This is a genomic window from Staphylococcus canis (assembly GCF_016238445.1).
Classification (GTDB): Bacteria; Bacillota; Bacilli; order Staphylococcales; family Staphylococcaceae; genus Staphylococcus; species Staphylococcus canis.
The window spans coordinates 1-25321 of the sequence record NZ_JABANU010000019.1 but is presented as its reverse complement, the minus strand read 5'-3'; the positions used below and the strand labels follow the sequence as shown (position 1 = coordinate 25321).

Annotated in this window: 23 protein-coding genes, 8 tRNA genes and 1 rRNA gene; all 32 read left to right on the top strand. The window is 36.9% G+C overall.

Annotated features, from left to right (window positions below; genetic code table 11):
• Positions 1-9 precede the first annotated feature (9 nt).
• The 32 genes from HHH54_RS08095 to HHH54_RS07940 all read left to right on the top strand — a co-directional run bounded on the left by HHH54_RS08095 (position 10) and on the right by HHH54_RS07940 (position 25173).
• Entirely contained in the window at positions 10-390 is a 381-nt protein-coding gene (locus HHH54_RS08095; protein WP_198618335.1) for a RidA family protein, read from the top strand.
• A 68-nt stretch (positions 391-458) separates the two neighbouring features.
• Positions 459-776 carry a septation regulator SpoVG gene (gene spoVG, locus HHH54_RS08090; RefSeq protein ID WP_198618334.1) on the top strand — a complete coding sequence of 106 codons (318 nt, stop codon included), beginning with the start codon at positions 459-461 and terminating at the stop codon, positions 774-776.
• 255 nt (positions 777-1031) lie between these two features.
• On the top strand, positions 1032-2399 hold the full coding sequence (gene glmU, locus HHH54_RS08085; protein WP_198618333.1) for a bifunctional UDP-N-acetylglucosamine diphosphorylase/glucosamine-1-phosphate N-acetyltransferase GlmU: 1368 nt from the start codon (positions 1032-1034) through the stop codon (positions 2397-2399).
• Between the two features lie 74 nt (positions 2400-2473).
• Positions 2474-3439: a ribose-phosphate diphosphokinase gene (locus tag HHH54_RS08080; RefSeq protein WP_198618332.1), complete on the top strand. Its 966-nt coding sequence runs from the start codon at positions 2474-2476 to the stop codon at positions 3437-3439.
• A 170-nt stretch (positions 3440-3609) separates the two neighbouring features.
• Entirely contained in the window at positions 3610-4269 is a 660-nt protein-coding gene (locus tag HHH54_RS08075) for a 50S ribosomal protein L25/general stress protein Ctc (protein ID WP_198618331.1), read from the top strand.
• A 226-nt stretch (positions 4270-4495) separates the two neighbouring features.
• Complete coding sequence (locus HHH54_RS08070; protein ID WP_198618330.1) at positions 4496-4717, top strand: hypothetical protein; 222 nt, start codon at positions 4496-4498, stop codon at positions 4715-4717.
• A gap of 574 nt (positions 4718-5291) precedes the next feature.
• Positions 5292-5864 carry an aminoacyl-tRNA hydrolase gene (pth, locus tag HHH54_RS08065; RefSeq protein WP_198618329.1) on the top strand — a complete coding sequence of 191 codons (573 nt, stop codon included), beginning with the start codon at positions 5292-5294 and terminating at the stop codon, positions 5862-5864.
• An 8-nt stretch (positions 5865-5872) separates the two neighbouring features.
• Entirely contained in the window at positions 5873-9373 is a 3501-nt protein-coding gene (gene mfd / locus HHH54_RS08060; protein WP_432813801.1) for a transcription-repair coupling factor, read from the top strand.
• Positions 9363-10892 carry a polysaccharide biosynthesis protein gene (locus HHH54_RS08055; RefSeq protein WP_198618327.1) on the top strand — a complete coding sequence of 510 codons (1530 nt, stop codon included), beginning with the start codon at positions 9363-9365 and terminating at the stop codon, positions 10890-10892. The genes mfd and HHH54_RS08055 overlap by 11 nt, the downstream gene beginning before the upstream one ends.
• On the top strand, positions 10889-12073 hold the full coding sequence (locus HHH54_RS08050; RefSeq protein ID WP_198618326.1) for a MazG nucleotide pyrophosphohydrolase domain-containing protein: 1185 nt from the start codon (positions 10889-10891) through the stop codon (positions 12071-12073). The genes HHH54_RS08055 and HHH54_RS08050 overlap by 4 nt, the downstream gene beginning before the upstream one ends.
• Complete coding sequence (locus tag HHH54_RS08045) at positions 12070-12324, top strand: RNA-binding S4 domain-containing protein (protein ID WP_198618325.1); 255 nt, start codon at positions 12070-12072, stop codon at positions 12322-12324. Before HHH54_RS08050 ends, HHH54_RS08045 begins: the two co-directional genes overlap by 4 nt.
• A gap of 36 nt (positions 12325-12360) precedes the next feature.
• Positions 12361-12759, top strand: coding sequence for an FtsB family cell division protein (locus tag HHH54_RS08040; protein WP_198618324.1), 399 nt, complete (start codon positions 12361-12363; stop codon positions 12757-12759).
• A gap of 116 nt (positions 12760-12875) precedes the next feature.
• Positions 12876-13253, top strand: a complete 378-nt coding sequence (locus HHH54_RS08035; protein WP_198618323.1) for a S1 domain-containing RNA-binding protein — start codon at positions 12876-12878, stop codon at positions 13251-13253.
• A gap of 74 nt (positions 13254-13327) precedes the next feature.
• Complete coding sequence (tilS, locus tag HHH54_RS08030) at positions 13328-14617, top strand: tRNA lysidine(34) synthetase TilS (protein WP_198618322.1); 1290 nt, start codon at positions 13328-13330, stop codon at positions 14615-14617.
• Complete coding sequence (hpt, locus tag HHH54_RS08025) at positions 14607-15146, top strand: hypoxanthine phosphoribosyltransferase (protein ID WP_198618321.1); 540 nt, start codon at positions 14607-14609, stop codon at positions 15144-15146. Before tilS ends, hpt begins: the two co-directional genes overlap by 11 nt.
• A 119-nt stretch (positions 15147-15265) precedes the next feature.
• Positions 15266-17353: an ATP-dependent zinc metalloprotease FtsH gene (gene ftsH / locus HHH54_RS08020; RefSeq protein ID WP_198618320.1), complete on the top strand. Its 2088-nt coding sequence runs from the start codon at positions 15266-15268 to the stop codon at positions 17351-17353.
• Positions 17354-17488: 135 nt separating this feature from the next.
• A complete protein-coding gene (gene hslO / locus HHH54_RS08015; protein WP_198618319.1) occupies positions 17489-18370 on the top strand; it encodes an Hsp33 family molecular chaperone HslO in 882 nt (293 codons plus the stop codon).
• A gap of 281 nt (positions 18371-18651) precedes the next feature.
• Positions 18652-19581, top strand: coding sequence for a cysteine synthase A (gene cysK / locus HHH54_RS08010; RefSeq protein WP_198618318.1), 930 nt, complete (start codon positions 18652-18654; stop codon positions 19579-19581).
• Positions 19582-19787: 206 nt separating this feature from the next.
• Positions 19788-20579, top strand: coding sequence for a dihydropteroate synthase (gene folP, locus HHH54_RS08005; RefSeq protein WP_198618317.1), 792 nt, complete (start codon positions 19788-19790; stop codon positions 20577-20579).
• The gene (gene folB / locus HHH54_RS08000) at positions 20569-20937 is read left to right on the top strand and encodes a dihydroneopterin aldolase (protein ID WP_198618316.1); all 369 of its coding nucleotides are present in this window, start codon (positions 20569-20571) and stop codon (positions 20935-20937) included. Before folP ends, folB begins: the two co-directional genes overlap by 11 nt.
• Entirely contained in the window at positions 20934-21410 is a 477-nt protein-coding gene (folK, locus tag HHH54_RS07995) for a 2-amino-4-hydroxy-6-hydroxymethyldihydropteridine diphosphokinase (protein WP_198618315.1), read from the top strand. Before folB ends, folK begins: the two co-directional genes overlap by 4 nt.
• A 39-nt stretch (positions 21411-21449) precedes the next feature.
• On the top strand, positions 21450-22445 hold the full coding sequence (dusB, locus tag HHH54_RS07990; RefSeq protein WP_198618314.1) for a tRNA dihydrouridine synthase DusB: 996 nt from the start codon (positions 21450-21452) through the stop codon (positions 22443-22445).
• Positions 22446-22467: 22 nt separating this feature from the next.
• On the top strand, positions 22468-23955 hold the full coding sequence (gene lysS / locus HHH54_RS07985) for a lysine--tRNA ligase (protein ID WP_198618313.1): 1488 nt from the start codon (positions 22468-22470) through the stop codon (positions 23953-23955).
• Between the two features lie 396 nt (positions 23956-24351).
• A 5S ribosomal RNA gene (gene rrf, locus HHH54_RS07980) occupies positions 24352-24466 on the top strand.
• A 13-nt stretch (positions 24467-24479) separates the two neighbouring features.
• A tRNA-Val gene (locus HHH54_RS07975) sits at positions 24480-24555 on the top strand.
• 3 nt (positions 24556-24558) lie between these two features.
• A tRNA-Thr gene (locus HHH54_RS07970) sits at positions 24559-24634 on the top strand.
• A gap of 5 nt (positions 24635-24639) precedes the next feature.
• Positions 24640-24712 (top strand) — tRNA-Lys (locus HHH54_RS07965).
• A 17-nt stretch (positions 24713-24729) separates the two neighbouring features.
• Positions 24730-24804: transfer RNA gene (locus HHH54_RS07960), tRNA-Gly, on the top strand.
• Positions 24805-24810: 6 nt separating this feature from the next.
• Positions 24811-24899 (top strand) — tRNA-Leu (locus tag HHH54_RS07955).
• A 21-nt stretch (positions 24900-24920) separates the two neighbouring features.
• Positions 24921-24994 (top strand) — tRNA-Arg (locus HHH54_RS07950).
• Between the two features lie 13 nt (positions 24995-25007).
• Positions 25008-25081, top strand: a tRNA-Pro gene (locus tag HHH54_RS07945).
• 16 nt (positions 25082-25097) lie between these two features.
• Positions 25098-25173: transfer RNA gene (locus HHH54_RS07940), tRNA-Ala, on the top strand.
• Positions 25174-25321: the final 148 nt, after the last annotated feature.

The following is a 25321-nucleotide window of genomic DNA, read 5'->3' as shown; positions in this document are numbered from 1 at the left end:
CGTTACAGCATGGAAGTTATTAACACTAAACAAGCACCTGCAGCAGTAGGTCCTTATTCACACGCAACAGTGGTAAATGGTCTTGTATACACATCAGGTCAAATCCCATTGAATTTAGATGGTGAGATTGTCAGTGATGACGTACAAGAACAAACAAAACAAGTAATAGAAAACTTAAAAGCCGTACTTGATGCGTCTGGTTCAGATTTGAATCATGTCGTTAAGGCTTTGATTTTCCTTTCAGATATGGAAAATTTCCAAAAAGTTAATGAAGTTTATGGCTCATATTTTGATGAGCATAAACCGGCAAGAAGTGCTGTAGAGGTTGCACGTTTGCCAAAAGATGTTAAAGTTGAAATTGAACTTATTGCTGAAGTCAAAAATGTATAATCCTAACAGTTCTTTTTAGGCTTCTTTCAATCAAACAATAAATTATATACTTATGGGGGGCTCACTACATGAAAGTGACAGATGTCAGACTTAGAAAAATACAAACTGATGGAAGAATGAAAGCTTTAGTATCAATTACACTTGAGGAAGCTTTTGTAATACACGACTTACGTGTAATTGAAGGTAATTCAGGACTGTTTGTCGCAATGCCTAGCAAACGCACACCAGATGGTGAATTCCGAGACATTGCGCATCCAATCAATTCAGAAATGAGACAAGAAATTCAGGATGCAGTAATGAAAGTATATGAAGAGACTGACGAAGTATTTGTACCTAATAATCAAGGTAACACAGATGCTTCAGAATCAACTGACGAAGAAGCTTAATATTTGAGTATAATAGAAGAGTTTTGGAACGAGAAGAAATTCTTGTTTCAAAACTCTTTTTTTAGAAGCTAAATTACATGGAGTGCGTCTTAATAGTAGCTAAAAGCTTAAGCGATAAAATTTCAAATTGAATTATGTTAATTTTTTGAAGTAATGATCGATTGAACGTGCAATTATTGGATTATATGTTGAAACTATGTGCTTTCTTAAATTATAATTATATAGAAGTGCAAAAATACTGGAGGGTTCATTGTCATGCAGAAACATGCAATTGTTTTAGCAGCGGGTAAAGGTACACGAATGAAATCAAAAAAGTACAAAGTATTACACGAAGTATTGGGACAACCGATGATTACGCATGTCATCAACCAGGTTAAACAATCTGGTGTTGATGAGATTGTGACGATTGTAGGTCATGGTGCAGAAAGTGTTAAAGCAACACTAGGTGAAACGTCGAAATACAGCTTTCAAGAAGCACAACTAGGTACAGCACACGCAGTAAAACAAGCATCTGAACATTTAGCAGATAAAGAAGGAATCACACTTGTCGTTTGTGGTGACACACCGCTTATTACTGGGAAGACATTATCTAAATTGATTGCGCACCACGAACGAGAACAAGCAGTTGCGACAGTATTATCAGCAACTACTGAAAATCCATTTGGTTATGGTCGTATTATACGAAATGATAATGATGAACTTGTAGGTATTGTTGAGGAAAAAGACGCAAATGATCATGAAAAAGCTATAACAGAAGTAAGTTCAGGTATCTTCGTCTTCGATAATCAAACATTGTTTACATTACTAGAAAAAGTAGATAATAATAACGCACAAGGTGAGTATTATCTACCTCAAGTTTTAACATTAATTCAAGAACAAAAAGGCAAAATGAGTATTTATCATACTAACGATTTTGATGAAATTATGGGTGTTAATGACCGTGTCGCATTAAGCCAAGCAGAAGATAAGTATCGTAAGCGTATCAATGAATCTCACATGAGAAATGGTGTGACATTAATTAATCCTGATTCAATTTACATTGGTGTGGATGTCAAAATTGAACAAGATGCAACAATTGAACAAGGTGTTAAACTAACAGGTCAAACAACGATTGGTGAAGATGCTGTGATAGGCCAATACTCTGAGATTCATGATAGTCAAATCGACAATGGCGCATATATTAGACATTCTGTGTTAACTGAAGCGCATGTAGGACCAAATGCAAAAGTTGGCCCATTCGCACAACTGCGTCCTGGTGCAACATTAGGTGAATCAGTTAAAGTTGGTAACTTTATTGAAATTAAAAAGTCTCAAATTGAAAATGGTGCAAAAGTACCACATTTGAGTTATATTGGAGATGCAAAAATAGGTGCGCACACAAATATAGGTGGCGGTACAATTACAGTTAACTATGATGGGGTTAATAAGTATCAAACTACAATTGGACAAAACGCATTCATTGGATGTAACACTAATTTAATTGCACCTGTAACGATAGGTGAGGGTGCGTTAGTTGCAGCAGGATCAACGATTACAGATGACGTTCCTGAAGATAGTTTAGCGCTTGCACGTGCAAGACAAGTCACTAAAGAAGGATATTTAAAACAAAATAAAACTAAGTAATATCTTAAAAACAAGTTGAATATGAGTAAAGTCATGACTCACCTCAACTTTAATTTAAAAATGGAGGACTTATAATGTTAAACACCGAATATAAAAATTCGTCTATGAAAATTTTCTCTTTGAAAGGTAATGAACCACTTGCTCAAGAAGTTGCTGATCACGTAGGTGTCGAACTTGGTAAAATTACGGTAAAACGATTCAGTGATGGTGAAATCCAAATCAATATCGAGGAAAGTATTCGTGGTTGTGACGTCTTTATTATTCAACCAACTTCAAATCCAGTTAACGTTCATTTAATGGAATTATTAATCATGATTGACGCTTGTAAACGTGCCTCAGCGGCAAACATTTCAATTGTTGTTCCATATTATGGTTACGCACGTCAAGATCGTAAAGCACGTAGCCGTGAACCGATCACTGCTAAACTTGTGGCAGATTTATTTGAAACTGCAGGCGCTGATCGTATGATTGCGTTAGACTTACATGCCCCTCAAATTCAAGGTTTCTTTAACATTCCAATCGATCATTTAATGGGCGTGCCAATTTTAGCAGAGTATTTCTTAGGCAATAAAGATATCGACCCTGAACAATGTGTGGTTGTCTCACCAGACCACGGTGGCGTAACAAGAGCACGTAAATTGGCTGATATTTTAAAAACACCGATTGCGATTATCGATAAACGTCGTCCAAAACCAAATGTTGCAGAAGTAATGAACATTGTCGGTGAAATTGAAGGACGCACAGCGATTATTATTGATGATATTATTGATACAGCAGGAACAATTACTTTAGCAGCACAAGCATTAAAAGATAAAGGTGCAACTGAAGTATATGCATGTTGTACACACCCTGTATTATCAGGCCCTGCTAAAGAGCGTATTGAAAATTCAGCGATTAAAGAATTAATCGTGACAAATTCAATTCAATTAAGAGATGAACAAAAACCAGCAAATATTAAAGAATTATCAGTGGCAGAATTATTAGCACAAGCGATTGTTCGCGTATATGAAAGAGAATCAGTTAGCGTACTATTTGATTAATCTCAAATGGGTATTGACTTTTATACTTGTTTTGTGTAAAATATTTCTGTTCGTATCAATTCGAACAAATAAACACTTGCAAGCAACAGTGTGTTGATGGGCAAGTGCAGAGGTTAAAGATATGATATTGATGTAACGTCTAAACCTCAACAGAAAGGTGGAAAATGAATATGACTTCATTAAAGTCTATTATTCGTCAAGGTAAACAAACACGCGGTGACTTACGTAAAATCCGCGAAGCAGGTAAAGTACCTGCAGTTGTATATGGATACGGTACTAAAAACGTATCTGTAAAAGTTGATGAAGTAGAATTCATCAAAGTTATCCGTGAAGTTGGACGTAACGGTGTTATCGAATTAGGTGTAGGTTCAAAAAGCATCAAAGTTATGGTATCTGATTACCAATTTGACCCACTTAAAAACCAAATTACGCACATCGACTTCTTAGCAATCAACATGACTGAAGAACGTACTGTTGAAGTACCAGTTCACTTAATTGGTGAAGCACCTGGAGCTAAAGAAGGTGGCGTAGTTGAACAACCAATTTTCGACTTAGAAATCACTGCTACACCAGACAATATCCCAGAATATATCGAAGTGGATATTAGCGAATTAGCAATTGGTGACAGTATTTCAGTAAGTGAAGTTAAAGTTTCTGGAGACTTCACTATCGAAAATGATCCTGAAGATGCAGTTGCTTCAGTCGTAGCACCAACAGAAGAACCAACAGAAGAAGAAATCGCAGAAATGGAAGGCGAATCTACTACAGAAGAGCCAGAAGTTGTAGGCGAAAAAGAAGACGAAGAAGCAGAAAAAGAAGACGAAGAATAATCGGTATTCTGACATGTTCACTTCGTCAACGAAAGTTGATTCTATACAAACGTACTAAGTTGCTGTTTTAGTGACTTGGTACGTTTTTTAGGTTCTATAATAAATCGGACTGGTGACATTTAATTATAAATGTTGCTTGTCCGATTTTTACTTTTTAGATGCAAAAAGACGCAATGACCTCTATTATTAAAAGTGCCCAAACCATAATAAAGGAGATCATGCGTCCATGAATTATTTTATATCAAAAACACTTAATATTAAAGACGAAAACATACATTTTGAGGAAAAAGTTGAAAAATCGAAGTTTAAAGGTCGATTAAGCCTTTTCTATTACGGTGAACTTAGCTACACACCAAGCTATTGTGAGTGTTGTGGGGAGGAAAATAAAAATCATACCGTTATTAAAGCAGGTAAAAAGCAATCTAGGATTACACTCCCACATATCTGAGTTACCTGCTTATCTTGTACTTTTTTATTGTAAAGCTCATAATACGTATTTTACAGCTCAGTCTCCTGTCATTGATAAATTTTGTTTTATCTCTAAAAATACTGAAATGGCTATTCTCAATAAGGCAACGGACATACGTTCTGAAGCTTCTAAAGCGCAAGATTGTTTAGAGTACATTCGACACCTGTAGTTCATAATGTTCAATCTATTGTAGCAAAAAATGTTCTTATTATAATTTGTAAATTGATTATAGAGATATTTGTGTTATTTTTATACTCAAAGTAAAATTAACGGTTAGTGAATATTTCGCCAATTGTTAAAAGTATAGGGCTTTTTCTCTCTTCTATAATAACCTGCTCCTTTTAACTCGCGTTACTCATATGATTACGACAAGCTGTTGAATGATTAACTGTTAGAAGCCCCTGAACAATCATAAATATGTTAATATATTGATAATAAACGTCATCGTCTCCTTATAAGTTTGTGATTGAATATATCATGTGTTAATAGAAATAACGCATCATTCACAGACTATAAAGTACTATTTTTAGCAAAAAAAAGTTGGAGGTAAATCATGAAGTGTATTGTAGGATTGGGAAATATTGGTAAGAAGTATGAACTTACAAGACATAATATTGGTTTTGAGGTTATTGATGCTTTCTTATCAAAGTACCAACTTAAATTAGATAAACAAAAATTTCGTGGTGCTTATACCATTGAAAATATTAATGGTGAAAAGGTCATGTTGATAGAACCATTGACATTGATGAATTTATCAGGTGACGCAGTTGGACCATTAATGAATTATTATAATGTAGATATTGATGACTTATTGGTGTTATATGATGATTTAGATCTTGCACAAGGTCAAGTGCGCTTACGTCAAAAAGGCAGTGCTGGTGGACATAATGGTATGAAGTCGATTATTAAAGTTCTAGGCTCAAGTGACTTTAAACGTATTCGTATTGGCATAGATCGCCCTACAAATGGCATGTCCGTACCCGACTATGTTTTGCAAAAGTTTTCCAAATCAGAAATGCAAGTGATGAATCCTGTAATTTCACATGTAGTTGATGCGGTAGAGGCCTTTATTAATGGTGAAAAATTTGAGAATGTAATGAATCAATATAATGGTGAGATTAAGTGAAAACAATAATAAACGAGATCATAAATAGAGATAGTCAGTTTAATGAAATTGTAGAGAAAAATGGAAAAGAGAATATATTAGTCACAGGACTCAATGCGTCAGCTAAAGCGGCCATCATCGCAGAAATGTTTCAAGCAGATCATAGACAAGTTGTACTCGTTACAAACAACTTATATCAAGCAGATAAACTAGAGGCGGATTTACTCCAATTCGTGCCAGATGATGTCCTATTTAAATATCCAGTTCAAGATATTATGACAGAGGAGTTTTCGATACAAAGTCCTGAGTTTATGAGTGAACGTGTACGTACGTTGACAGCACTCGCGAATCATCAACGCGGGTTATTTATCGTGCCTTTAAATGGCTTGAAGAAGTTACTCACGCCTAAAGCTTTGTGGCAACAACATCAATTAACCTTTGAAGTTGGAGAAGACATTGACCTTGAATCCACTTTAGAGCGTTTGGTTAATATGGGCTATCAACGTGAAACAGCAGTATCGAATATCGGAGAGTTCTCAGTGCGTGGTGGTATTATTGATATTTACCCATTACTCGGCGAACCGGTGCGTATTGAATTATTTGATACAGAAGTGGATTCCATTCGCCAATTTGATGTTGAAACACAACGTTCGTATGAGAATGTTGAAAAAATTGAGATTACCACTGCACACGATTACATTATCACAGAAGAAGTACGTCAAAATTTGGTAGAGCGCTTGAAAACGGCTTATGAAACAACACGTCCAAAAATTGACAAATCTGTACGTCAGGATATTAAAGATACGTATGATAGCTTTAGTATTTTGGAAGATGAACGATTTGATCCACAAATATTACGTCGTTTGGTTGCTTTTATGTATGACCAACCGGAAACAATTATGGATTACGTTAAAGATAACGCAATTGTCTTAGTGGATGAGTATAATCGTGTGAGAGAAACAGAGGAATCATTGACAACAGAGACAGAAGAGTTTTTACAAGGTCTTATCGAAAGTGGTAAGGGCTTTATCGGACAACGTTTTATGAATGATGAAGCATTCAATCAACTTATCCGAAATTATCATATTACGTTTTTTACATTATTTACGGCTTCTATGTCTATGCCGATTCATGAAATCGTGAAGTTTTCAAGTAAGCCTGTGCAACAGTTTTATGGTCAATATGACATCATGACATCAGAGTTTCAACGTTTCATGCGACAAGATTATCGCGTAGTGGTTATGGCTGAAACACAAACGAAAAAAGAACGTATTCAGTCGATGTTGAGTGAAATGCATGTCCCTACTTTACTAGAGCCAGACATGGAGGCGCTTCAAGCTGGACATGTAGCAATCATTGAAGGTAGTTTATCTGAGGGATTTGAATTGCCGTATATGTCTCTTGTTGTCGTAACCGAACGTGAGTTATTTCAATCTAAACAGAAAAAAACATCCAAAAAGCGACGTAAAACGATTAGTAATGCTGAAAAAATAAAATCGTATCAAGAATTGAACGTAGGGGACTACGTTGTTCATGTACATCATGGTGTTGGGCGTTATTTAGGTGTAGAAACGCTAGAAGTTGGAGATGTGCACCGTGATTATATGAAAATTCAATATAAAGGAACAGATCAACTATTTGTGCCAGTCGATCAGATGGAACAGGTTCAAAAATATGTAGGATCTGAAGATAAAACACCGAAATTATACAAACTTGGCGGCAGTGAATGGAAAAAAACAAAAGCGAAAGTCCAAAGTAGTGTAGAAGATATTGCTGATGAACTCATAGCGTTATATAAAGAGCGTGAATCATCAGTGGGATATCAATTTGGTCCAGATACTGAGGAACAACATGAATTTGAAATGGACTTTCCGTATGAACTGACAGAAGACCAAGATAAATCACTTCGAGAGATTAAGCAGGATATGGAAAGTGCCCGTCCAATGGATCGTCTATTATGTGGGGATGTTGGTTACGGTAAGACGGAAGTAGCGGTGCGTGCAGCATTCAAAGCAGTTATGTCAGGGAAACAAGTTGCTTTCTTAGTTCCGACAACGATTCTAGCGCAACAGCACTATGAAACTTTAATTGAGCGTATGCGTGACTTTCCTGTTGACATCCAGCTGATGAGTCGCTTCCGAACAGCAAAAGAGGTAAGAGAAACGAAAGAAGGGCTTAAATCTGGAAAAGTAGATATAGTAGTAGGTACACATAAACTACTTGCTAAAACTGTAGAGTATAAAGACTTAGGTTTACTAATTGTTGATGAGGAACAACGATTTGGTGTGCGTCATAAAGAACGTATTAAGTCCTTAAAAGCGAATGTTGATGTCTTAACATTAACTGCAACACCAATACCGCGTACACTTCATATGAGTATGCTTGGCGTACGTGATTTATCTGTCATTGAAACACCCCCGGAAAACCGCTTCCCTGTCCAAACATACGTATTAGAGCAAAATAGCAACTTTATCAAAGAAGCTTTAGAGCGTGAGCTTGCACGTGAAGGCCAAGTTTTTTATCTTTATAACCGTGTGCAATCCATATATGAAAAACAGGCACAGCTTCAAATGTTAATGCCAGATGCGTCCATTGGAGTAGCACATGGTCAATTAGGTGAACGTGAATTAGAAGAGACGATGTTAAGTTTTATTAATGGAGAGTACGACATTCTTGTAACAACAACGATCATTGAAACGGGGGTCGATGTACCCAATGCGAACACCCTTATTATTGAAGAAGCAGATCGCTTTGGATTAAGTCAATTGTATCAACTACGTGGTCGAGTAGGACGTTCTAGTCGTATCGGTTATGCGTACTTTTTACATCCAATGAATAAGGTGCTTAATGAAGTAGCAGAAGAAAGGTTACAAGCTATTAAAGAATTTACCGAGTTAGGTAGTGGATTTAAAATTGCGATGCGTGATCTTAATATTCGTGGTGCGGGTAACCTACTTGGTAAGCAGCAACACGGCTTTATCGATTCAGTTGGCTTTGATTTATATGCACAAATGTTAGAAGAAGCAGTCAATGAAAAACGTGGTATCGAACAAGAAACAGCCGCACCAGAACTCGAAATGAATTTAAGGTTAGATGCATATTTACCTGCTGAATATATCCGAAATGAACAAGCTAAAATTGAAATTTATAAAAAGTTACGTGCTGCAGAATCTCTTGAACAACTGAGAGATATTAAAGATGAACTTATGGACCGATTCAATGACTACCCAACAGAAGTCGCGCAATTGCTGGATTCTGTTGAAATTAAAATACATTTATTACACGTAGGTGTACAACACGTCAAAGATAATGGTAAAGCCATCGACATTTTATTAACGGAAAAAGGAACAGCAAATATAGATGGAGAAGCGCTATTTAAGAACTCAGAACCATTAGGACGTAGTATGAAAGTAGGCGTGGAAAATAAATGTATGAAGGTCAGTTTGACAAAAGGTAAAGCATGGTTAGAAAATCTGAAGTTTTTAGCACGAACTTTAGAAGAAAGTATGCGACTGACTCATGAGCTCTAAATCAGCATTTAATGGCGTCGTCGTTCTGACTTTAGCTTTATTCGTTGTTAAAATTTTAAGTGCACTGTATAGAGTCCCATATCAAAATATTTTAGGCGACCAAGGACTTTATGCATACCAACAAATATATCCCATTGTAGCACTTGGTGTGGTGTTATCGACAAATGCAATTCCAAGTGCATATAGTCAATTAAAAAGTGAAACGACTATGACAAGCGCGACTTTTAAGACGATGAGTCGTACACTTACGCTAGTAGGCTTGATTTTGAGCGTCATACTATTTTTAACTGCTGAATGGATTGCTTACAGTATGGGAGATATTCGATTAACCCCAATGTTACGTGCGGCAAGTGTCTGTTTTGTTGTTGTTGGAATACTTGGGATGTTACGGGGTTATTTTCAAGCACAATTTCGTATGGATATGCCTGCCTATTCCCAAGTTCTCGAACAATTTGTACGTGTTTCAGGGATTGGAATTGTAATTATTTTATTTCATAGTATGGATTTAACAATATATGAAGCCGGAACATGGGCAATTTTAGCCTCAACACTTGGTTTCATCAGTGCTACGATTTTTTTATCGTTGATGTATCGTGCACCGAAGCAAACGCATGTTACTCGCGTGCCATGGCGTCAGTTTTTAATGGCGATTTTAATTTTCGCGATTAGTCATCTTATTGTTATTTTGTGGCAAGTGATTGATAGTTTTACGATTGTAAATCTTTTACGCCATGGCGCACAACAAGCATTTGAGATTGCGATACGACAAAAAGGTATTTACGATCGTGGTGCGTCATTTATTCAAATGGGTCTCATTGTTACGACAACGTTTTGTTTTGTGTTAATTCCATTACTTGCCGATACCAAGCAACAAGGACATATTCAACAAATGAACCGATATGCCAACGCATCGTTAAAAATTACAATTGTTATTAGTAGTGCGAGTAGTATTGGTTTAATCAATTTAATCCCACTCTTGAATCGTGTGTTTTTTAAAAGTGAGGCACTGACACTAACGTTATCACTATATATGTTAACAGTCATTGGTGTATCCTTAATTATGATGTATATTGCATTTTTAGAAGTGCAGCAGCAGTTTAAAACGATATTCACTGCGCTTATATCTGGATTGGTCAGTAAATTACTGTTTAATTTTCTATTCATTCCCTATTTTGAAATTTTAGGGGCAAGTTTAGCTACCATTAGCTCACTTTGTATTTTTGTTTTAATATTACATGTTAAGGTTATGAAACAGTACGATCTAGTAGCGCTTAAAGTGTTTTACTTGAAATTAATCGTTGCTTTAATCGGTATGACGGTGACTGTACAATTATTTTTACAATTGATACATTCTACTTCACGTCTCAGTGGTCTCGTCGAACTTATCATTGGTGCTACAGGTGGTGTCGTAAGCCTACTCGTTCTAATTATTGTAATGAATGTTCTAAGTGAAGAAGAGTGGGTGCATCTCCCACTTGGCGACAAAATAAATCAGTTTAAGAAAGGGAGAAAGTCATGACACACACATTAACAATAATAGGCCTCGGTAATTATGGTTTAGAAGAATTACCAGTTAATATTTATCGTTGTATTCAAGAACAACAACAAATCTATGTCAGAACGCAACATCATCCGGTTATTGAAGCATTAACAGATATCGAAATTAAGCATTTTGATGATGTATATGAACAATACGATACATTTGAAGCTGTTTATGATGCAATTACAGAAGCATTGTTAGAGGCTGCACAACACGAATCAATAGTATACGCTGTACCGGGTCATCCGAGAGTCGCTGAAACTACTACAGCTCACTTATTAGCACGTGCACCAGAGCGTAATGTAGAGGTTAAAATTATAGGTGGCCGTAGTTTTATAGATGATATCTTTACAGCTGTTGATGTAGATCCTAATGATGGCTTTACTTTACTTGATGCAACGGCATTGCAACCTTCAATGCTTAACCCAAGAACTGCAATCATTATGACGCAAGTATATAGCCCGATGATTGCAGGTGATCTTAAATTAACATTAATGCAGCGTTATCCGGATGACTATGAAGTCATGATTGTAGAAGGCGCACGTCAATCTGGTGCTCATGTTATTACATGTCCACTATACGAGCTCGATCATTATTCGGATTTTAATAATCTCACGAGTGTGTTTATTCCTAAAATCAATTCAGAGGAAGCTTTATATGGTGATTTTGATTTTCTAGATGATACGATAGCACATCTCGTGGATGACGAAATGGGGTGCCCTTGGGATAAGGTACAAACGCATGAATCTTTAAAGCGTTATTTATTAGAGGAAACGTTTGAGCTGTTTGAAGCCATTGATCATGAAGATGATTGGCATATGATAGAAGAACTTGGAGATATTTTACTACAAGTATTGTTGCATACACATATTGGTCAAAAAGAAGGATTTATGGACTCTCGAGAAGTCATTGCACAATTAACCGATAAAATGATTCGACGACACCCACACGTGTTTGGTGAAGCAACAGCGCAAACAGTAGATGATGTCAAATCAATTTGGCAGACTGAAAAAAGCCGTGAAGGTAAAAAAGAACGCGTGAAATTTGAGAAAGTATTTGCGACACATTTCTTAAAATTGTATGATGAAGTCAAAAATAAACAAGTACCATACACTGAAGCAGAATTAAAAGCATACTTAGAGCAAGGAGGAGCTTCATGAGATTAGATAAATATTTAAAAGTATCACGACTGATTAAACGTCGTACACTAGCAAAAGAGTTGAGTGATCAAGGACGTGTATCAGTTAACGGTAATACAGCTAAAGCTGGTACAGACGTTAAAGTAGGAGATGAACTTGTCATTCAGTTTGGTCAAAAAGTAGTGACGATTAAAGTGACAGGTTTAAGTGAACATGCGACTAAAGAAAATGCAAAAGGAATGTACGAACTTGTTAAAGAGACACGTTTATAGTGCAACTGATTGCTTTAAAGGGGAAGGTGATGCCGTGTGAGTGGAAAAGTTCAAAACATAGGCAACCCATATACATCTCAAAAAAATGAGAAAAAGAGACGTCATGAAATGCGCAAAAAAGTGGTAAAGAAGCGTGTGACGGTTTTTGGGGGGATATTGCTAGCAATCTTACTAGCCCTCTTAATTTTAGTATTTGTACAAATTAAAGGAAACAATGATGCGTCTTCGGTACGTTCAGCTAAAGAAGCACAATATCAAAAGCTTCAAGATCAAGAGATCGAACTGAAAGAACAATTGAATAATCTAAACAACGAGGCATATATTGAAAAAATTGCGCGTGATGAGTACTATTTAAGTAACGATGGTGAGATTATTTTCAAATTACCAGAAGATGACCCTTCATCAAAAGAAAAAAACAATAAAACAAATCCGTAAAATAAGCAGATACGTCACTGAAAATAAGCATTTATAATTTAGTCATTGTGAAAATGATTAAACATACGTATAATAGAAGTAAATATCGAACAATATCGGGAGGATGCATTAAAAAAATGTCAATCGAAGTAGGAAGTAAGATAACAGGTAAAGTCACAGGAATCAAAAAGTTTGGCGCATTTGTGTCATTACCTGAGGGGAAAAGTGGGCTAGTTCACATTAGTGAGATAGCAGACAACTATGTAGAAAATGTAGAAGATCACTTATCAGTAGGAGATGAAGTTGAAGTTAAGGTCTTATCTATCGCAGATGATGGTAAAATCAGCTTATCTATTAAAAAAGCAAAAGAACGTCCACGTAAACAAAGACCGGCTCAAAAACCGGAAGATTTTGAAAAGAAACTATCCAATTTCTTAAAAGATAGTGAAGATAAACTTACTTCTATTAAACGTCAAGCAGAATCAAGACGTGGTGGAAGAGGCTCACGTCGCTAAGTGCCATCCGAGAGGTTGAGAAACGAAGGGAACTTTGGATCTCAGCCTCTATTTTAATGTAGGAGTGTTTTAACATGTTAGAACCCATGTGGAAGTCATCAGATGATTTAGTGTTGGCAGTGTCGACTGGAATAGACAGTATGGTATTGTTGCACCAATTAATTCATGACTATGCACATACATACCGTAAGTTAGCCTGTGTACACGTTAATCATGGATTGAGATCCGCCTCTGATGAAGAAGCAATTTTTATTCAACAATATTGTCATAAGCACGACATCCCTATTTACATACACCAACTCGATTTATCAGATGTTGTGAATACTGGAAAAAGTATTCAAAATGATGCGCGTGAACGTAGGTATCAATGGTTTGACAGTGTGATGCAACAATTAAATGCTGATTATTTAGTTACCGCACATCATCAAGACGATCAATTAGAAACTATATTTTATCGCATTTTTACGGGGCGCACGTCTAGGAGTTCTATAGGCATGCATATGTTTGAACCTAGGGCAGATTATCATATTGTACGTCCTTTCATTCATACAACGAAACAAAGTATTCAAAAGTATCAACACGAACATCAAGTCCCCTATTATGAAGATGAAAGTAATGCGCATAATGATTATGTGCGCAATGATATCCGTAATAGAATTTTACCTACTATCGAAAAGAATACGCACCTACAACCCCAACAACTTTTAAAATTGTTTGATATACAAGAAACTGCACAAATGCTTATTCAACAACAAGCAGATCATTTTATTCACCATCATGTACAGGTTACAGAACGTCAAATTATTATTTCGAGAAATGATTTTAATAAGGAATTACCGCATGTTAAAATGAATATCTTAGATCATTGTTTTGCACAATTTAGTGAAAGGGTACAAATATCTGAAAGAGCATACCAAGATTGGTTTGAAAAAATAGAAAGTTCAGTTGCGCAAACGCCACTCATGCACACAAACGAATGGCGCGCTGACGTTGTGTATGATAAATTAATCATAATTGCACAACCTTCTCATGAAACTGTCGAAAAATTACATATTACACATCCAGGATGGTATGCGTTTGAAGATTATCGTATTTATATTACGCAACAATTATTAGAAATGGGTGGTGCAATTTCGATTCGTACGCGCTATAATGGTGACCGTGTCGCATTACGTTCAGGACACCATAAAAAAGTATCTCGACTCATGATTGATGCGAAAGTCCCAGCATTATTACGGCAACGTATGCCAATTATCGAGACTTCAAATGGGCATATCTTAGCAGTAGGTCTTTTATATGTGCAAGAGGCATATAGAGATATGATTCATATTCAATATTTAGGAGATGACATAAATGGAAAATGATTTAAAAGAAATATTATTAACAGAATCTGAAATCCAAGATATTTGTCAACAATTAGGTGAACAAATCACAAAAGATTATCAAAGTAAAGATTTATTATGTGTAGGTATTCTAAAAGGGTCAGTTTTATTTATGAGTGACTTAATTAAACGACTAGATTTACCGCTTGCCATTGACTTTATGGACGTATCAAGTTATCACGGTGGCACTGAATCAACAGGAGAAGTTCAAATTCTTAAAGATTTAAGTACGTCTATCGAAAATAAAGATATTTTAATTATAGAAGATATATTAGAAACAGGCACAACCCTTAAATCAATTGTAGGGCTTTTAGAATCTCGTCGTGTTAATTCATTGGAAATCGTGACACTTTTAGACAAACCAAACCGTCGTAAAGCGGATATTGAAGCAAAATATGTTGGCCGAAAAATTCCGGATGAGTTTGTGATTGGATACGGACTTGATTATCAAGAGAAATATCGTAATCTACCTTACATTGGAACATTAAAGCCTGAAATTTATAATAAGTAAAATTTTGAGATTTTTATTGAGTTGTGTGAAATCTCATAAATGTCAATTACTAGCCAGTTACGTTAATATTATGGTAAAATTTTTATTAGTTTTATATTTGAAGTAGGAGGAAACGACGCATGCAGAAAGCTTTTCGTAATGTGCTGTTTATAGCGATTATCGGCGTTGTTATTTTTGGGTTATTTTCCTGGATTAATGGCAATGGAAATGTACCTAAAGAGTTGACTTATAAGCAATTTATGCAGAATTTAGAAGATGGCAAGTTGAAGTCGTTAGAAATTCAACCTGAGAACAATGTGTATAAAGTAAGCGGTAAGTTACAAAATAATGACGATTATGCTTCTACAATTCTATTTAATAATGACAAAGAGTTGGATAAGGTCACTGAAGCAGCACAAAATCAAGATGGACTAGACTTTACAGTTAAGGAAGAAGAAGGACAAAGTGTCTTTGTAAGTATTCTTACAACATTAATTCCAATCGCAGTAATTGCGTTATTGTTTATTTTCTTCTTAAGCCAAGCACAAGGTGGCGGCGGTGGCGGTCGCATGATGAACTTTGGTAAATCTAAAGCCAAAATGTACGACAGTCAAAAAGGACGCGTACGTTTTTCTGACGTTGCCGGTGCAGATGAAGAAAAACAAGAATTAATCGAGATCGTAGACTTCTTGAAAGACAATAACAAATTCAAGCAAATGGGATCACGTATTCCGAAAGGTGTCTTATTAGTTGGGCCACCAGGAACAGGTAAAACTTTAATTGCGCGAGCTGTAGCCGGTGAAGCGGGAGTCCCATTCTTCTCAATCAGTGGTTCTGATTTCGTTGAGATGTTTGTTGGGGTCGGTGCAAGCCGTGTACGTGACTTATTTGAAAATGCGAAAAAGAATGCGCCGTGTATCATTTTTATAGATGAGATTGATGCAGTAGGTCGTCAACGTGGTGCTGGTGTTGGTGGCGGACACGATGAACGTGAACAAACGCTAAACCAATTACTCGTTGAAATGGATGGATTTGGTGAAAATGAAGGTATCATTATGATTGCCGCAACAAACCGTCCAGATATTTTAGACCCAGCATTATTACGTCCAGGTCGTTTTGACCGTCAAATCCAAGTGGGACGTCCAGATGTTAAAGGACGTGAAGCGATTTTACACGTACATGCTAAAAACAAACCACTTGATGAAACAGTGGACTTAAAAGCGATTGCTCAACGTACACCAGGCTTCTCTGGTGCAGATCTTGAAAACTTATTAAACGAAGCATCTTTAATTGCTGCACGTAGTAATAAGAGAAAAATCGACATGAGAGATATCGAAGAAGCAACAGACCGTGTTATTGCTGGTCCTGCTAAGAAATCTCGTGTCATCTCTGACAAAGAACGTAATATTGTAGCACATCATGAAGCAGGTCATACGATTATCGGTATGGTGCTTGATGAAGCAGAAGTGGTACATAAAGTAACTATCGTACCTCGTGGTCAAGCAGGCGGTTACGCAATGATGTTACCAAAACAAGACCGTTTCTTAATGACAGAACCTGAATTATTAGATAAGATTTGTGGTCTTTTAGGTGGCCGTGTTGCTGAAGATATTATCTTTAATGAAGTATCAACAGGCGCGTCAAATGACTTTGAACGAGCAACGAAAATTGCACGTGAAATGGTTACAGAATATGGTATGAGTAAAAAATTAGGACCACTTCAATTTTCTCATGGCGGTGGCGGACAAGTGTTCTTAGGTAAGGACATGTCTGGTGAGCCAGAATATTCTGGTCAAATTGCGTTCGAAATTGATAAAGAAGTACAACGTATCATTAAAGAACAATATGAGCGTTGTAAACAAATCTTATTAGAACATGAATCACAATTACGCTTAATTGCGAAAACATTACTCACTGAAGAAACATTAGTAGCAGAACAAATTCAATCATTATTCCATGAAGGTCATTTACCAGTTGTGAACTATGATGATGCGAAAGTTGTAGATCAAAGTGATAATGAAGATTTCCAAGAAGGTAAATATGGTAAATCTTATGACGATATTCGACGTGAGCAACAAGAACTAACTGAAAGAGCACACGGAGAACGTCGTCCAAATCAAGATCATTCATCAGAAGATCGTTCAACTGAAGATGAAGATCATGATACAACAGGATATGAAGGTGAGCCGAACATCGATCGTCCAGGCGATGATGATACGCGCCGTTAAGACTTTAAATCAAGAGTAGCGAAGATTTTAGACACTTCGCTACTCTTTCATTTTCAATAATAAACATATTATTTGTATCAATTTGAGGTTGCGGTTATGATAATGCAACGTAGTAAAATAAAGGAGCGATAAAGAATGACGCAAGATTATATAGTAAAAGCACTTGCATTTGGTGGAGAAATTCGTGCATATAGTGCCAAAACTACTGACACAATCCAAGAGGCTCAAACACGCCATTATACTTGGCCAACAGCCTCAGCTGCATTAGGACGTACAATGACAGCAACGCTAATGATGGGCGCAATGCTTAAAGGAGATCAGAAGTTAACTGTGACTGTAGATGGTGATGGCCCAATTGGCAAAATTATAGCGGATGCCGATGCTAAAGGGAAAGTAAGAGGCTATGTTACGAATCCTCAAACGCATTTTCCATTAAATGAACAAGGAAAATTAGATGTGAGACGTGCTGTTGGTACACAAGGTGCGATAAACGTTGTTAAAGACGTAGGTATTCGTGACTACTATACAGGAAATAGCCCAATTGTTTCTGGAGAATTAGGTGAAGATTTCACGTATTATTTCGCAAATAGTGAACAAGTACCGTCATCAGTAGGAGTAGGCGTACTTGTTAACCCTGACAATTCTATTAAAGCATCAGGTGGTTTTATTATTCAAGTAATGCCAGGTGCTAAAGATGAAACAATCGATAAACTTGAAGCGGCGATTCAAACAATGCCACCTGTATCTCAAATGATTGATGAAGGCTTAACGCCAGAACAAATGCTAGAAGCCATTTTAGGCGAAGAAAATGTAACATTCCTTGAAACAATACCCGCTGCATTTGAATGTCATTGTGGTCACGATAAATTTTTAAATGCGATGAAAGGTTTAGGAGAAGCAGAAATAGAGAATATGATAAAAGTAGACCATGGCGCAGAAGCAGAATGTCACTTCTGTCGTTCAAAATATCATTACTCTGAAGAAGAATTAACAGCGCTTTTAGAATCAATGAGATAAGTTTGTAACGGAGTTGTTCATCCTGTCGGAGTTTACTATAAAAGTGCTTGAATTTTTGAACGTCATACACAAGAGAAATTAGGAAGTGTTCGAGTCTCATAGCTGCCTATTGTAAGCAATGTATGTATCATTAACATTGTAATGAGATAAGGTGAGATTCAGAAAAAGCGCCATGTTGGTACATTTAGACTTTTGAAGTTGTCTGAAAAATGGTACACTAGAAGTATATCCGATATTATAACTCTGTTTTTGAACAAATTTTAAAAAGCGAGGTTAGATTTATGGTTAGAAAACCTGTTGAAAATATTACTGAATTAATTGGTCAAACACCCGTTGTTAAATTACGTCATCAAACTGATGAAAACGCAGCAGATATCTACGTTAAATTAGAATATCAAAATCCAGCTGGCTCAGTAAAAGACCGTATTGCATTAGCAATGATCGAACAAGCTGAAAAAGAAGGTAAAATCAAACCTGGCGATACAATTGTTGAACCGACAAGTGGTAATACAGGTATTGGTTTAGCGTTTGTTGCTGCAGCAAAAGGCTACAAAGCTGTATTCACTATGCCTGAAACAATGAGTATTGAACGTCGCAACCTTTTAAAAGCGTATGGTGCAGAAGTTGTATTAACGCCTGGATCTGAAGCGATGAAAGGTGCTATTAAAAAAGCGAAAGAGCTTAAAGAAGAGCATGGTTATTTCGAACCACAACAATTCGAAAACTTAGCAAATCCTAAAGTTCACGAATTAACAACAGGCCCAGAACTTGTTGAACAATTCGAAGGCAAAACAATCGATGCCTTCTTAGCTGGTGTAGGTACAGGCGGAACACTTTCAGGTGCAGGAAAAGTATTAAAAGAAAAATATCCTGATATTCAAATCGTAGCAATTGAACCTGAAGCATCACCAGTATTAAGTGGCGGTGAACCAGGTCCTCATAAACTACAAGGTTTAGGTGCAGGTTTCGTACCAGACACACTTAACACTGATATCTATGGTGAAGTGATTAAAGTTGGTAACGAGGTTGCGATGGAAACATCAAGACGCGTTGCGAAAGAAGAAGGTATCCTTGGTGGTATTTCATCAGGTGCTGCAATCTACGCTGCTATCCAAAAAGCAAAAGAATTAGGTAAAGGTAAAACAGTTGTTACCGTTCTTCCAAGTAACGGTGAACGTTATTTATCAACACCTTTATATAACTTTGAATAATCTTGATTTGAATTACTAATCAATAACTGAGATGTTTATCTGAAAGGGTAAGCATCTCATTTTTGTTTTTTGTAAGACATCATAAATGTATTAAGATATTTTAATTTTAATAAACACAGTTGCCTTATTTTGAATCGGAAATTTGCTATAATAATTCTGTTGAATGGACAAAATTCATAACATCATTTAAGGAAAGGATGGTTTATGTGCAAGAGACACAGATTATGGGTATCTTGAATGTAACACCTGATTCATTTTCAGATGGTAATCAGTATAATGACCTTGATAAAGCGGTGCAACACGCACAAGAAATGGTCGATGAAGGTGCGCATATTATTGATGTTGGTGGTGTTTCAACACGTCCAGGTCATGATGAAGTGGCAATTGAAGAAGAAATGAAACGTGTAATACCCGTAGTACGTGCTTTAAAAGGGATTAATGCTACGATTTCGGTTGATACATTTCGAAGTGAAGTTGCAGAAGCGGCTCTTCAAGAAGGTGCTACTATGATTAATGATCAATGGGCAGGTCTATATGATGAACGTATGTTTGACGTCGTAGCGCATTATAATGGTTCGATTGTATTAATGCATAATGGTAATGGAGAACGTAACGAACCAGTTATGGATGAAATGATTGTGACTTTATTAAAACAAGCCCATAGAGCTGAACGTGCTGGAATTCCGCAATCACATATTTGGTTAGATCCAGGTATTGGCTTTGCAAAGTCTCGTGAAGAAGAAAGGGTAGTTATGGCACGCTTAGACGAACTCGTTGCTACACCTTACCCAGTCTTACTAGCAACAAGTCGTAAACGCTTCATCAATGAAATACTTGGTGGGCAATCACGTGTTGATGAACGTGACGAGGGGACAGCGGCAACAACTGCTTACGGTATTATGAAAGGTGTGCGTGGTGTACGTGTGCATAACGTACAAATGAATGTGCGTCTAGCAAAAGCAATGGATAGTTTGAAAGGGTATGAAAATGAAAGATAAGATTTTTTTAGAAGGCTTAGAATTTTATGCTTATCACGGTGCATTACCAGCTGAAAATGAAATCGGACAAATTTTTAAAGTAGATATTGAGATGCAAGTCGATTTAGCTCAAGCAGGCCAATCAGACCGTGTCACAGATACTGTACATTATGGAGAAGTTTACGAAGATGTTAAAGAGATTATGTTAGGGCAACCTGTAAATTTGTTGGAACATCTTGCTGAACGTATTGCAAATCGTATAAATTCACACTATAATCGTGTAATGGAAACGAAAGTTAGGATTACGAAGAAGAACCCACCAATTCCTGGTTATTACGAAGGTGTGGGTGTTGAAATTGTAAGGGTGAGTACACAATGACAGATGCTTATCTTAGTTTAGGAAGTAATATTGGTCAACGTGAAGCACAACTTCACACAGCAATTGAAAATTTAGATACAATAGATGATATCAAAGTCGTGACAGTTTCACCTATTTATGAGACGAAACCTGTGGGCTATGTGGATCAACCAGATTTTTTGAATGTATGTGTTCATATTCAAACAAGTCTTACACCGCATCAACTACTTGATGCATGTCTTGAAATTGAACAACGTTTGCATCGTGTACGTAAGGAAAGATGGGGGCCACGAACGATAGATATTGATATCTTATTATACGGAACTTCAGTTGTAGAGGATGATCGTTTATCCCTCCCACATCCACGTATGGTTGAACGTGCTTTTGTGATGGTTCCGCTTAACGACATTGCACCAAATGTCATCGAACCAAGATCGAAGCAACGTATTCAAGATTTAGTGCAACACGATGATTCTGTGGTGAAGTATCAATAAATAACTAAAATTTTATATCCTGATTGGAGGAACCACACTATGTGGAAAATTGGAGACGTTGAAATTGAAAATAGAGTTGTTTTAGCACCTATGGCAGGGGTGTGCAATTCGGCATTTAGACTGACAGTAAAAGAATTTGGCGCAGGCCTTGTATGTGCTGAAATGGTCAGTGATAAAGCAATTTTATTTAATAACCCAAAAACTATGAAAATGTTGTATATAGACGAAAACGAACGTCCGCTATCGCTACAAATTTTTGGCGGTGAAAAAGAAACACTCGTTGAAGCAGCGGAATATGTTGATAAACATACGACTGCAGACATTATCGACATCAATATGGGATGTCCTGTTTCGAAAATTATTCGTTGTGAAGCGGGGGCGCGTTGGTTACTAGACCCTGACAAAATTTATGAAATGGTGTCTGCTGTAACTGAACGTGTAAGTAAACCGGTAACATGTAAAATGCGTATCGGTTGGGATGATGAACATATTTTTGCAGTGGAAAATGCAAAAGCTGCTGAACGTGCTGGTGCTGCAGCAATATCGTTACATGGGCGTACTCGTGTCCAAATGTACGAAGGTAAAGCAGATTGGGATATTATACGTCAGGTTAAAGAAGCGGTAAATATTCCTGTTATTGGTAATGGTGATGTCACAAGCCCAGAATTAGCTGAAAAAATGCTAGAAGAAACAGGTGTGGATGCGGTCATGATCGGTCGTGAAGCGCTTGGTAATCCATGGATGATTTATAGAACTGTACATTATCTAGAAACAGGAGAGCTTATTGAAGAACCGCAAGTAGATGAAAAAATCGATATCGCATTGTTACACTTACGTCGCTTAGTTGAATTAAAAGGTGAAAAAGTAGGTGTAATGGAGATGCGTAAACATGCTTCATGGTATCTTAAAGGTGTACGTGGTAACGGTAAAGCTCGAAAAGCATTGAACCAGTCTGAAACTGAGCAAGAAATGATTGATATTCTCACGCGTTTTCGCGATGAATCATTACAACAAAATCAAAAAATCGAAGCATAATCATAAAAGGAGCGTTTAAAGCATGACAGAAGAAATGAATGACCAGATGCAGGTGCGTCGTCAAAAGCTACAAGAATTATATGATTTAGGAATAGATCCATTCGGTTCGAAATTCGAACGTACTAGTGATGCAAAAACTTTGAAAGATAATTGGGATGCATTCTCAAAAGAAGAACTTGCTGAAAAAGAAGATGAAAGTCAAACAGTAATTGCCGGACGTTTAATGACAAAACGTGGTAAAGGTAAAGCAGGATTTGCGCATATTAAAGATTTATCAGGTCAAATTCAAATTTACGTTCGTAAAGACCAAGTAGGCGAAGAACAATTTGACATTTGGAAAAGTGCAGATTTAGGTGACATCGTAGGTATTGAAGGTGTAATGTTTAAAACTAATACAGGTGAAATCTCTGTAAAAGCAAAATCTTTTAAATTATTATCTAAAGCGTTACGTCCATTACCAGATAAGCACCATGGTTTACAAGATATTGAACAGCGTTATCGTCAAAGATATCTTGATTTAATTACTAACGAAGAAAGTACGGAAACATTCATTAATCGTAGTCGTATTTTACAAGAAATGCGCCAGTACTTAAATGAACAAGGTTTCTTAGAAGTAGAAACACCAATGATGCATCAAATCGCCGGGGGTGCTGCAGCACGTCCATTCGTTACACATCACAATGCATTAGATGCAACACTATATATGCGTATTGCTATCGAATTACATCTAAAACGCTTAATTGTAGGTGGTTTAGAAAAAGTATATGAAATTGGTCGTGTATTCCGTAATGAAGGGGTATCAACACGCCATAATCCTGAATTTACAATGATTGAATTATATGAAGCATATGCAGATTACGAAGATATCATGGATTTAACAGAGTCACTTGTTGCACATATTGCACATAAAGTATTAGGCACAACTACAGTACAATATGGCGATGACGAAATTAATCTTGAACCTAAATGGCGACGCCTACACATAGTTGATGCTGTTAAAGAAGCAACAGGCGTTGACTTCTTCCAAGTTCAGTCTGATGAAGAGGCACATGAATTAGCTAAAGAACATGGTATTGAAGTAGATAAAAATATGAAATATGGTCATATTTTAAATGAATTCTTTGAACAAAAAGTTGAAGAAACATTAATTCAACCGACATTCATCTATGGTCACCCAATTGAAATTTCACCATTAGCTAAGAAAAACCCAGAGGATCCGCGTTTTACAGATCGTTTTGAGTTATTTATTGTTGGTCGCGAACATGCGAATGCATTTACAGAATTGAATGACCCTATCGATCAACGTGAGCGATTTGAAGCGCAACTTGTTGAAAAAGAACAAGGTAATGATGAAGCGCATGAAATGGATGAAGACTTCATTGAAGCGCTTGAATATGGTATGCCTCCAACAGGTGGATTAGGAATCGGCATTGACCGTTTAGTGATGTTACTTACAAATTCACCGTCAATTCGAGACGTACTATTATTCCCATATATGCGTCAAAAATAAGAGATTAAAACAGAAAGTAAGTGAGTGGGACAGTGTGTTTGCGCTGTCCTCCTTTTTTATAGGTTGATAGTGAATAGATACTATATTGTTGTATCTATAAATAATAAAATTTCTTAGAAAAAAGACTTGATATTTTTGTGAATACCATTTACAATATTCCAAGTACGACATGAGACATTAACTGCATATCACAGTTATTAAAAGAATGTTAAAAATGTTTAAATATCTGTTGACAATCATTAAAGTAGCATGTAAAATATTAAAAGTCGTCGATTGTGAGCGATGAAAAGCGAAAGCAAAGACGAATAAAAAATAAAAAGTGTAAAATTAACTATTGCATTTATTTGATTAATACCGTATCATATATAAGGTAGTTAAAAAACGACTTAAACATTGTCTGGTGATTATGGCAAAGAGGTCACACCTGTTCCCATGCCGAACACAGAAGTTAAGCTCTTTAGCGCCGATGGTAGTCGGACTTACGTTCCGCAAGAGTAGGACATTGCCAGGCTTACATAATAAACGGAGAATTAGCTCAGCTGGGAGAGCATCTGCCTTACAAGCAGAGGGTCGGCGGTTCGAACCCGTCATTCTCCACCATTCGCCGGCCTAGCTCAATTGGTAGAGCAACTGACTTGTAATCAGTAGGTTGGGGGTTCAAGTCCTCTGGCCGGCACCATCTTTGAGCCATTAGCTCAGTCGGTAGAGCATCTGACTTTTAATCAGAGGGTCAGAGGTTCGAATCCTCTATGGCTCATTTGTGAATATTATTTAGCAGAAGTAGTTCAGCGGTAGAATACGACCTTGCCAAGGTCGGGGTCGCGGGTTCGAATCCCGTCTTCTGCTCCATTTAATGCCGGGGTGGCGGAACTGGCAGACGCACAGGACTTAAAATCCTGCGGTGAGAGATCACCGTACCGGTTCGATTCCGGTCCTCGGCACCATTAATCTTTTTTAAAAGATATGCGCCCGTAGCTCAACTGGATAGAGCGTTTGACTACGGATCAAAAGGCTATGGGTTCGACTCCTATCGGGCGCGTTTTATATAAAAACGGGAAGTAGCTCAGCTTGGTAGAGCACTTGGTTTGGGACCAAGGGGTCGCAGGTTCGAATCCTGTCTTCCCGACTCTTTGAAAAAATATGGGGGCTTAGCTCAGCTGGGAGAGCGCCTGCTTTGCACGCAGGAGGTCAGCGGTTCGATCCCGCTAGTCTCCACCATTATTATTTTCCAATATGAATTGAACATTGAAAACTGAATGACAATATGTCAACGTTAATTCCGATAAAACACAGTACAACGTACTGATAGACTGATTGACTGAATCAATCGAAAGAGCTATATCAAGCTTACTCTAATATGGAGAGT

Bases quoted from the DNA above. Each gene is read 5' to 3' on its own strand.
- HHH54_RS08095 (WP_198618335.1), top strand. From the start codon at position 10: ATGGAAGTTATTAACACTAAACAAGCACCTGCAGCAGTAGGTCCTTAT.
- spoVG (WP_198618334.1), top strand. From the start codon at position 459: ATGAAAGTGACAGATGTCAGACTTAGAAAAATACAAACTGATGGAAGA.
- glmU (WP_198618333.1), top strand. From the start codon at position 1,032: ATGCAGAAACATGCAATTGTTTTAGCAGCGGGTAAAGGTACACGAATG.
- HHH54_RS08080 (WP_198618332.1), top strand. From the start codon at position 2,474: ATGTTAAACACCGAATATAAAAATTCGTCTATGAAAATTTTCTCTTTG.
- HHH54_RS08075 (WP_198618331.1), top strand. From the start codon at position 3,610: ATGACTTCATTAAAGTCTATTATTCGTCAAGGTAAACAAACACGCGGT.
- HHH54_RS08070 (WP_198618330.1), top strand. From the start codon at position 4,496: ATGAATTATTTTATATCAAAAACACTTAATATTAAAGACGAAAACATA.
- pth (WP_198618329.1), top strand. From the start codon at position 5,292: ATGAAGTGTATTGTAGGATTGGGAAATATTGGTAAGAAGTATGAACTT.
- HHH54_RS08055 (WP_198618327.1), top strand. From the start codon at position 9,363: ATGAGCTCTAAATCAGCATTTAATGGCGTCGTCGTTCTGACTTTAGCT.
- HHH54_RS08050 (WP_198618326.1), top strand. From the start codon at position 10,889: ATGACACACACATTAACAATAATAGGCCTCGGTAATTATGGTTTAGAA.
- HHH54_RS08045 (WP_198618325.1), top strand. From the start codon at position 12,070: ATGAGATTAGATAAATATTTAAAAGTATCACGACTGATTAAACGTCGT.
- HHH54_RS08035 (WP_198618323.1), top strand. From the start codon at position 12,876: ATGTCAATCGAAGTAGGAAGTAAGATAACAGGTAAAGTCACAGGAATC.
- tilS (WP_198618322.1), top strand. From the start codon at position 13,328: ATGTTAGAACCCATGTGGAAGTCATCAGATGATTTAGTGTTGGCAGTG.
- hpt (WP_198618321.1), top strand. From the start codon at position 14,607: ATGGAAAATGATTTAAAAGAAATATTATTAACAGAATCTGAAATCCAA.
- ftsH (WP_198618320.1), top strand. From the start codon at position 15,266: ATGCAGAAAGCTTTTCGTAATGTGCTGTTTATAGCGATTATCGGCGTT.
- hslO (WP_198618319.1), top strand. From the start codon at position 17,489: ATGACGCAAGATTATATAGTAAAAGCACTTGCATTTGGTGGAGAAATT.
- cysK (WP_198618318.1), top strand. From the start codon at position 18,652: ATGGTTAGAAAACCTGTTGAAAATATTACTGAATTAATTGGTCAAACA.
- folB (WP_198618316.1), top strand. From the start codon at position 20,569: ATGAAAGATAAGATTTTTTTAGAAGGCTTAGAATTTTATGCTTATCAC.
- folK (WP_198618315.1), top strand. From the start codon at position 20,934: ATGACAGATGCTTATCTTAGTTTAGGAAGTAATATTGGTCAACGTGAA.
- dusB (WP_198618314.1), top strand. From the start codon at position 21,450: ATGTGGAAAATTGGAGACGTTGAAATTGAAAATAGAGTTGTTTTAGCA.
- lysS (WP_198618313.1), top strand. From the start codon at position 22,468: ATGACAGAAGAAATGAATGACCAGATGCAGGTGCGTCGTCAAAAGCTA.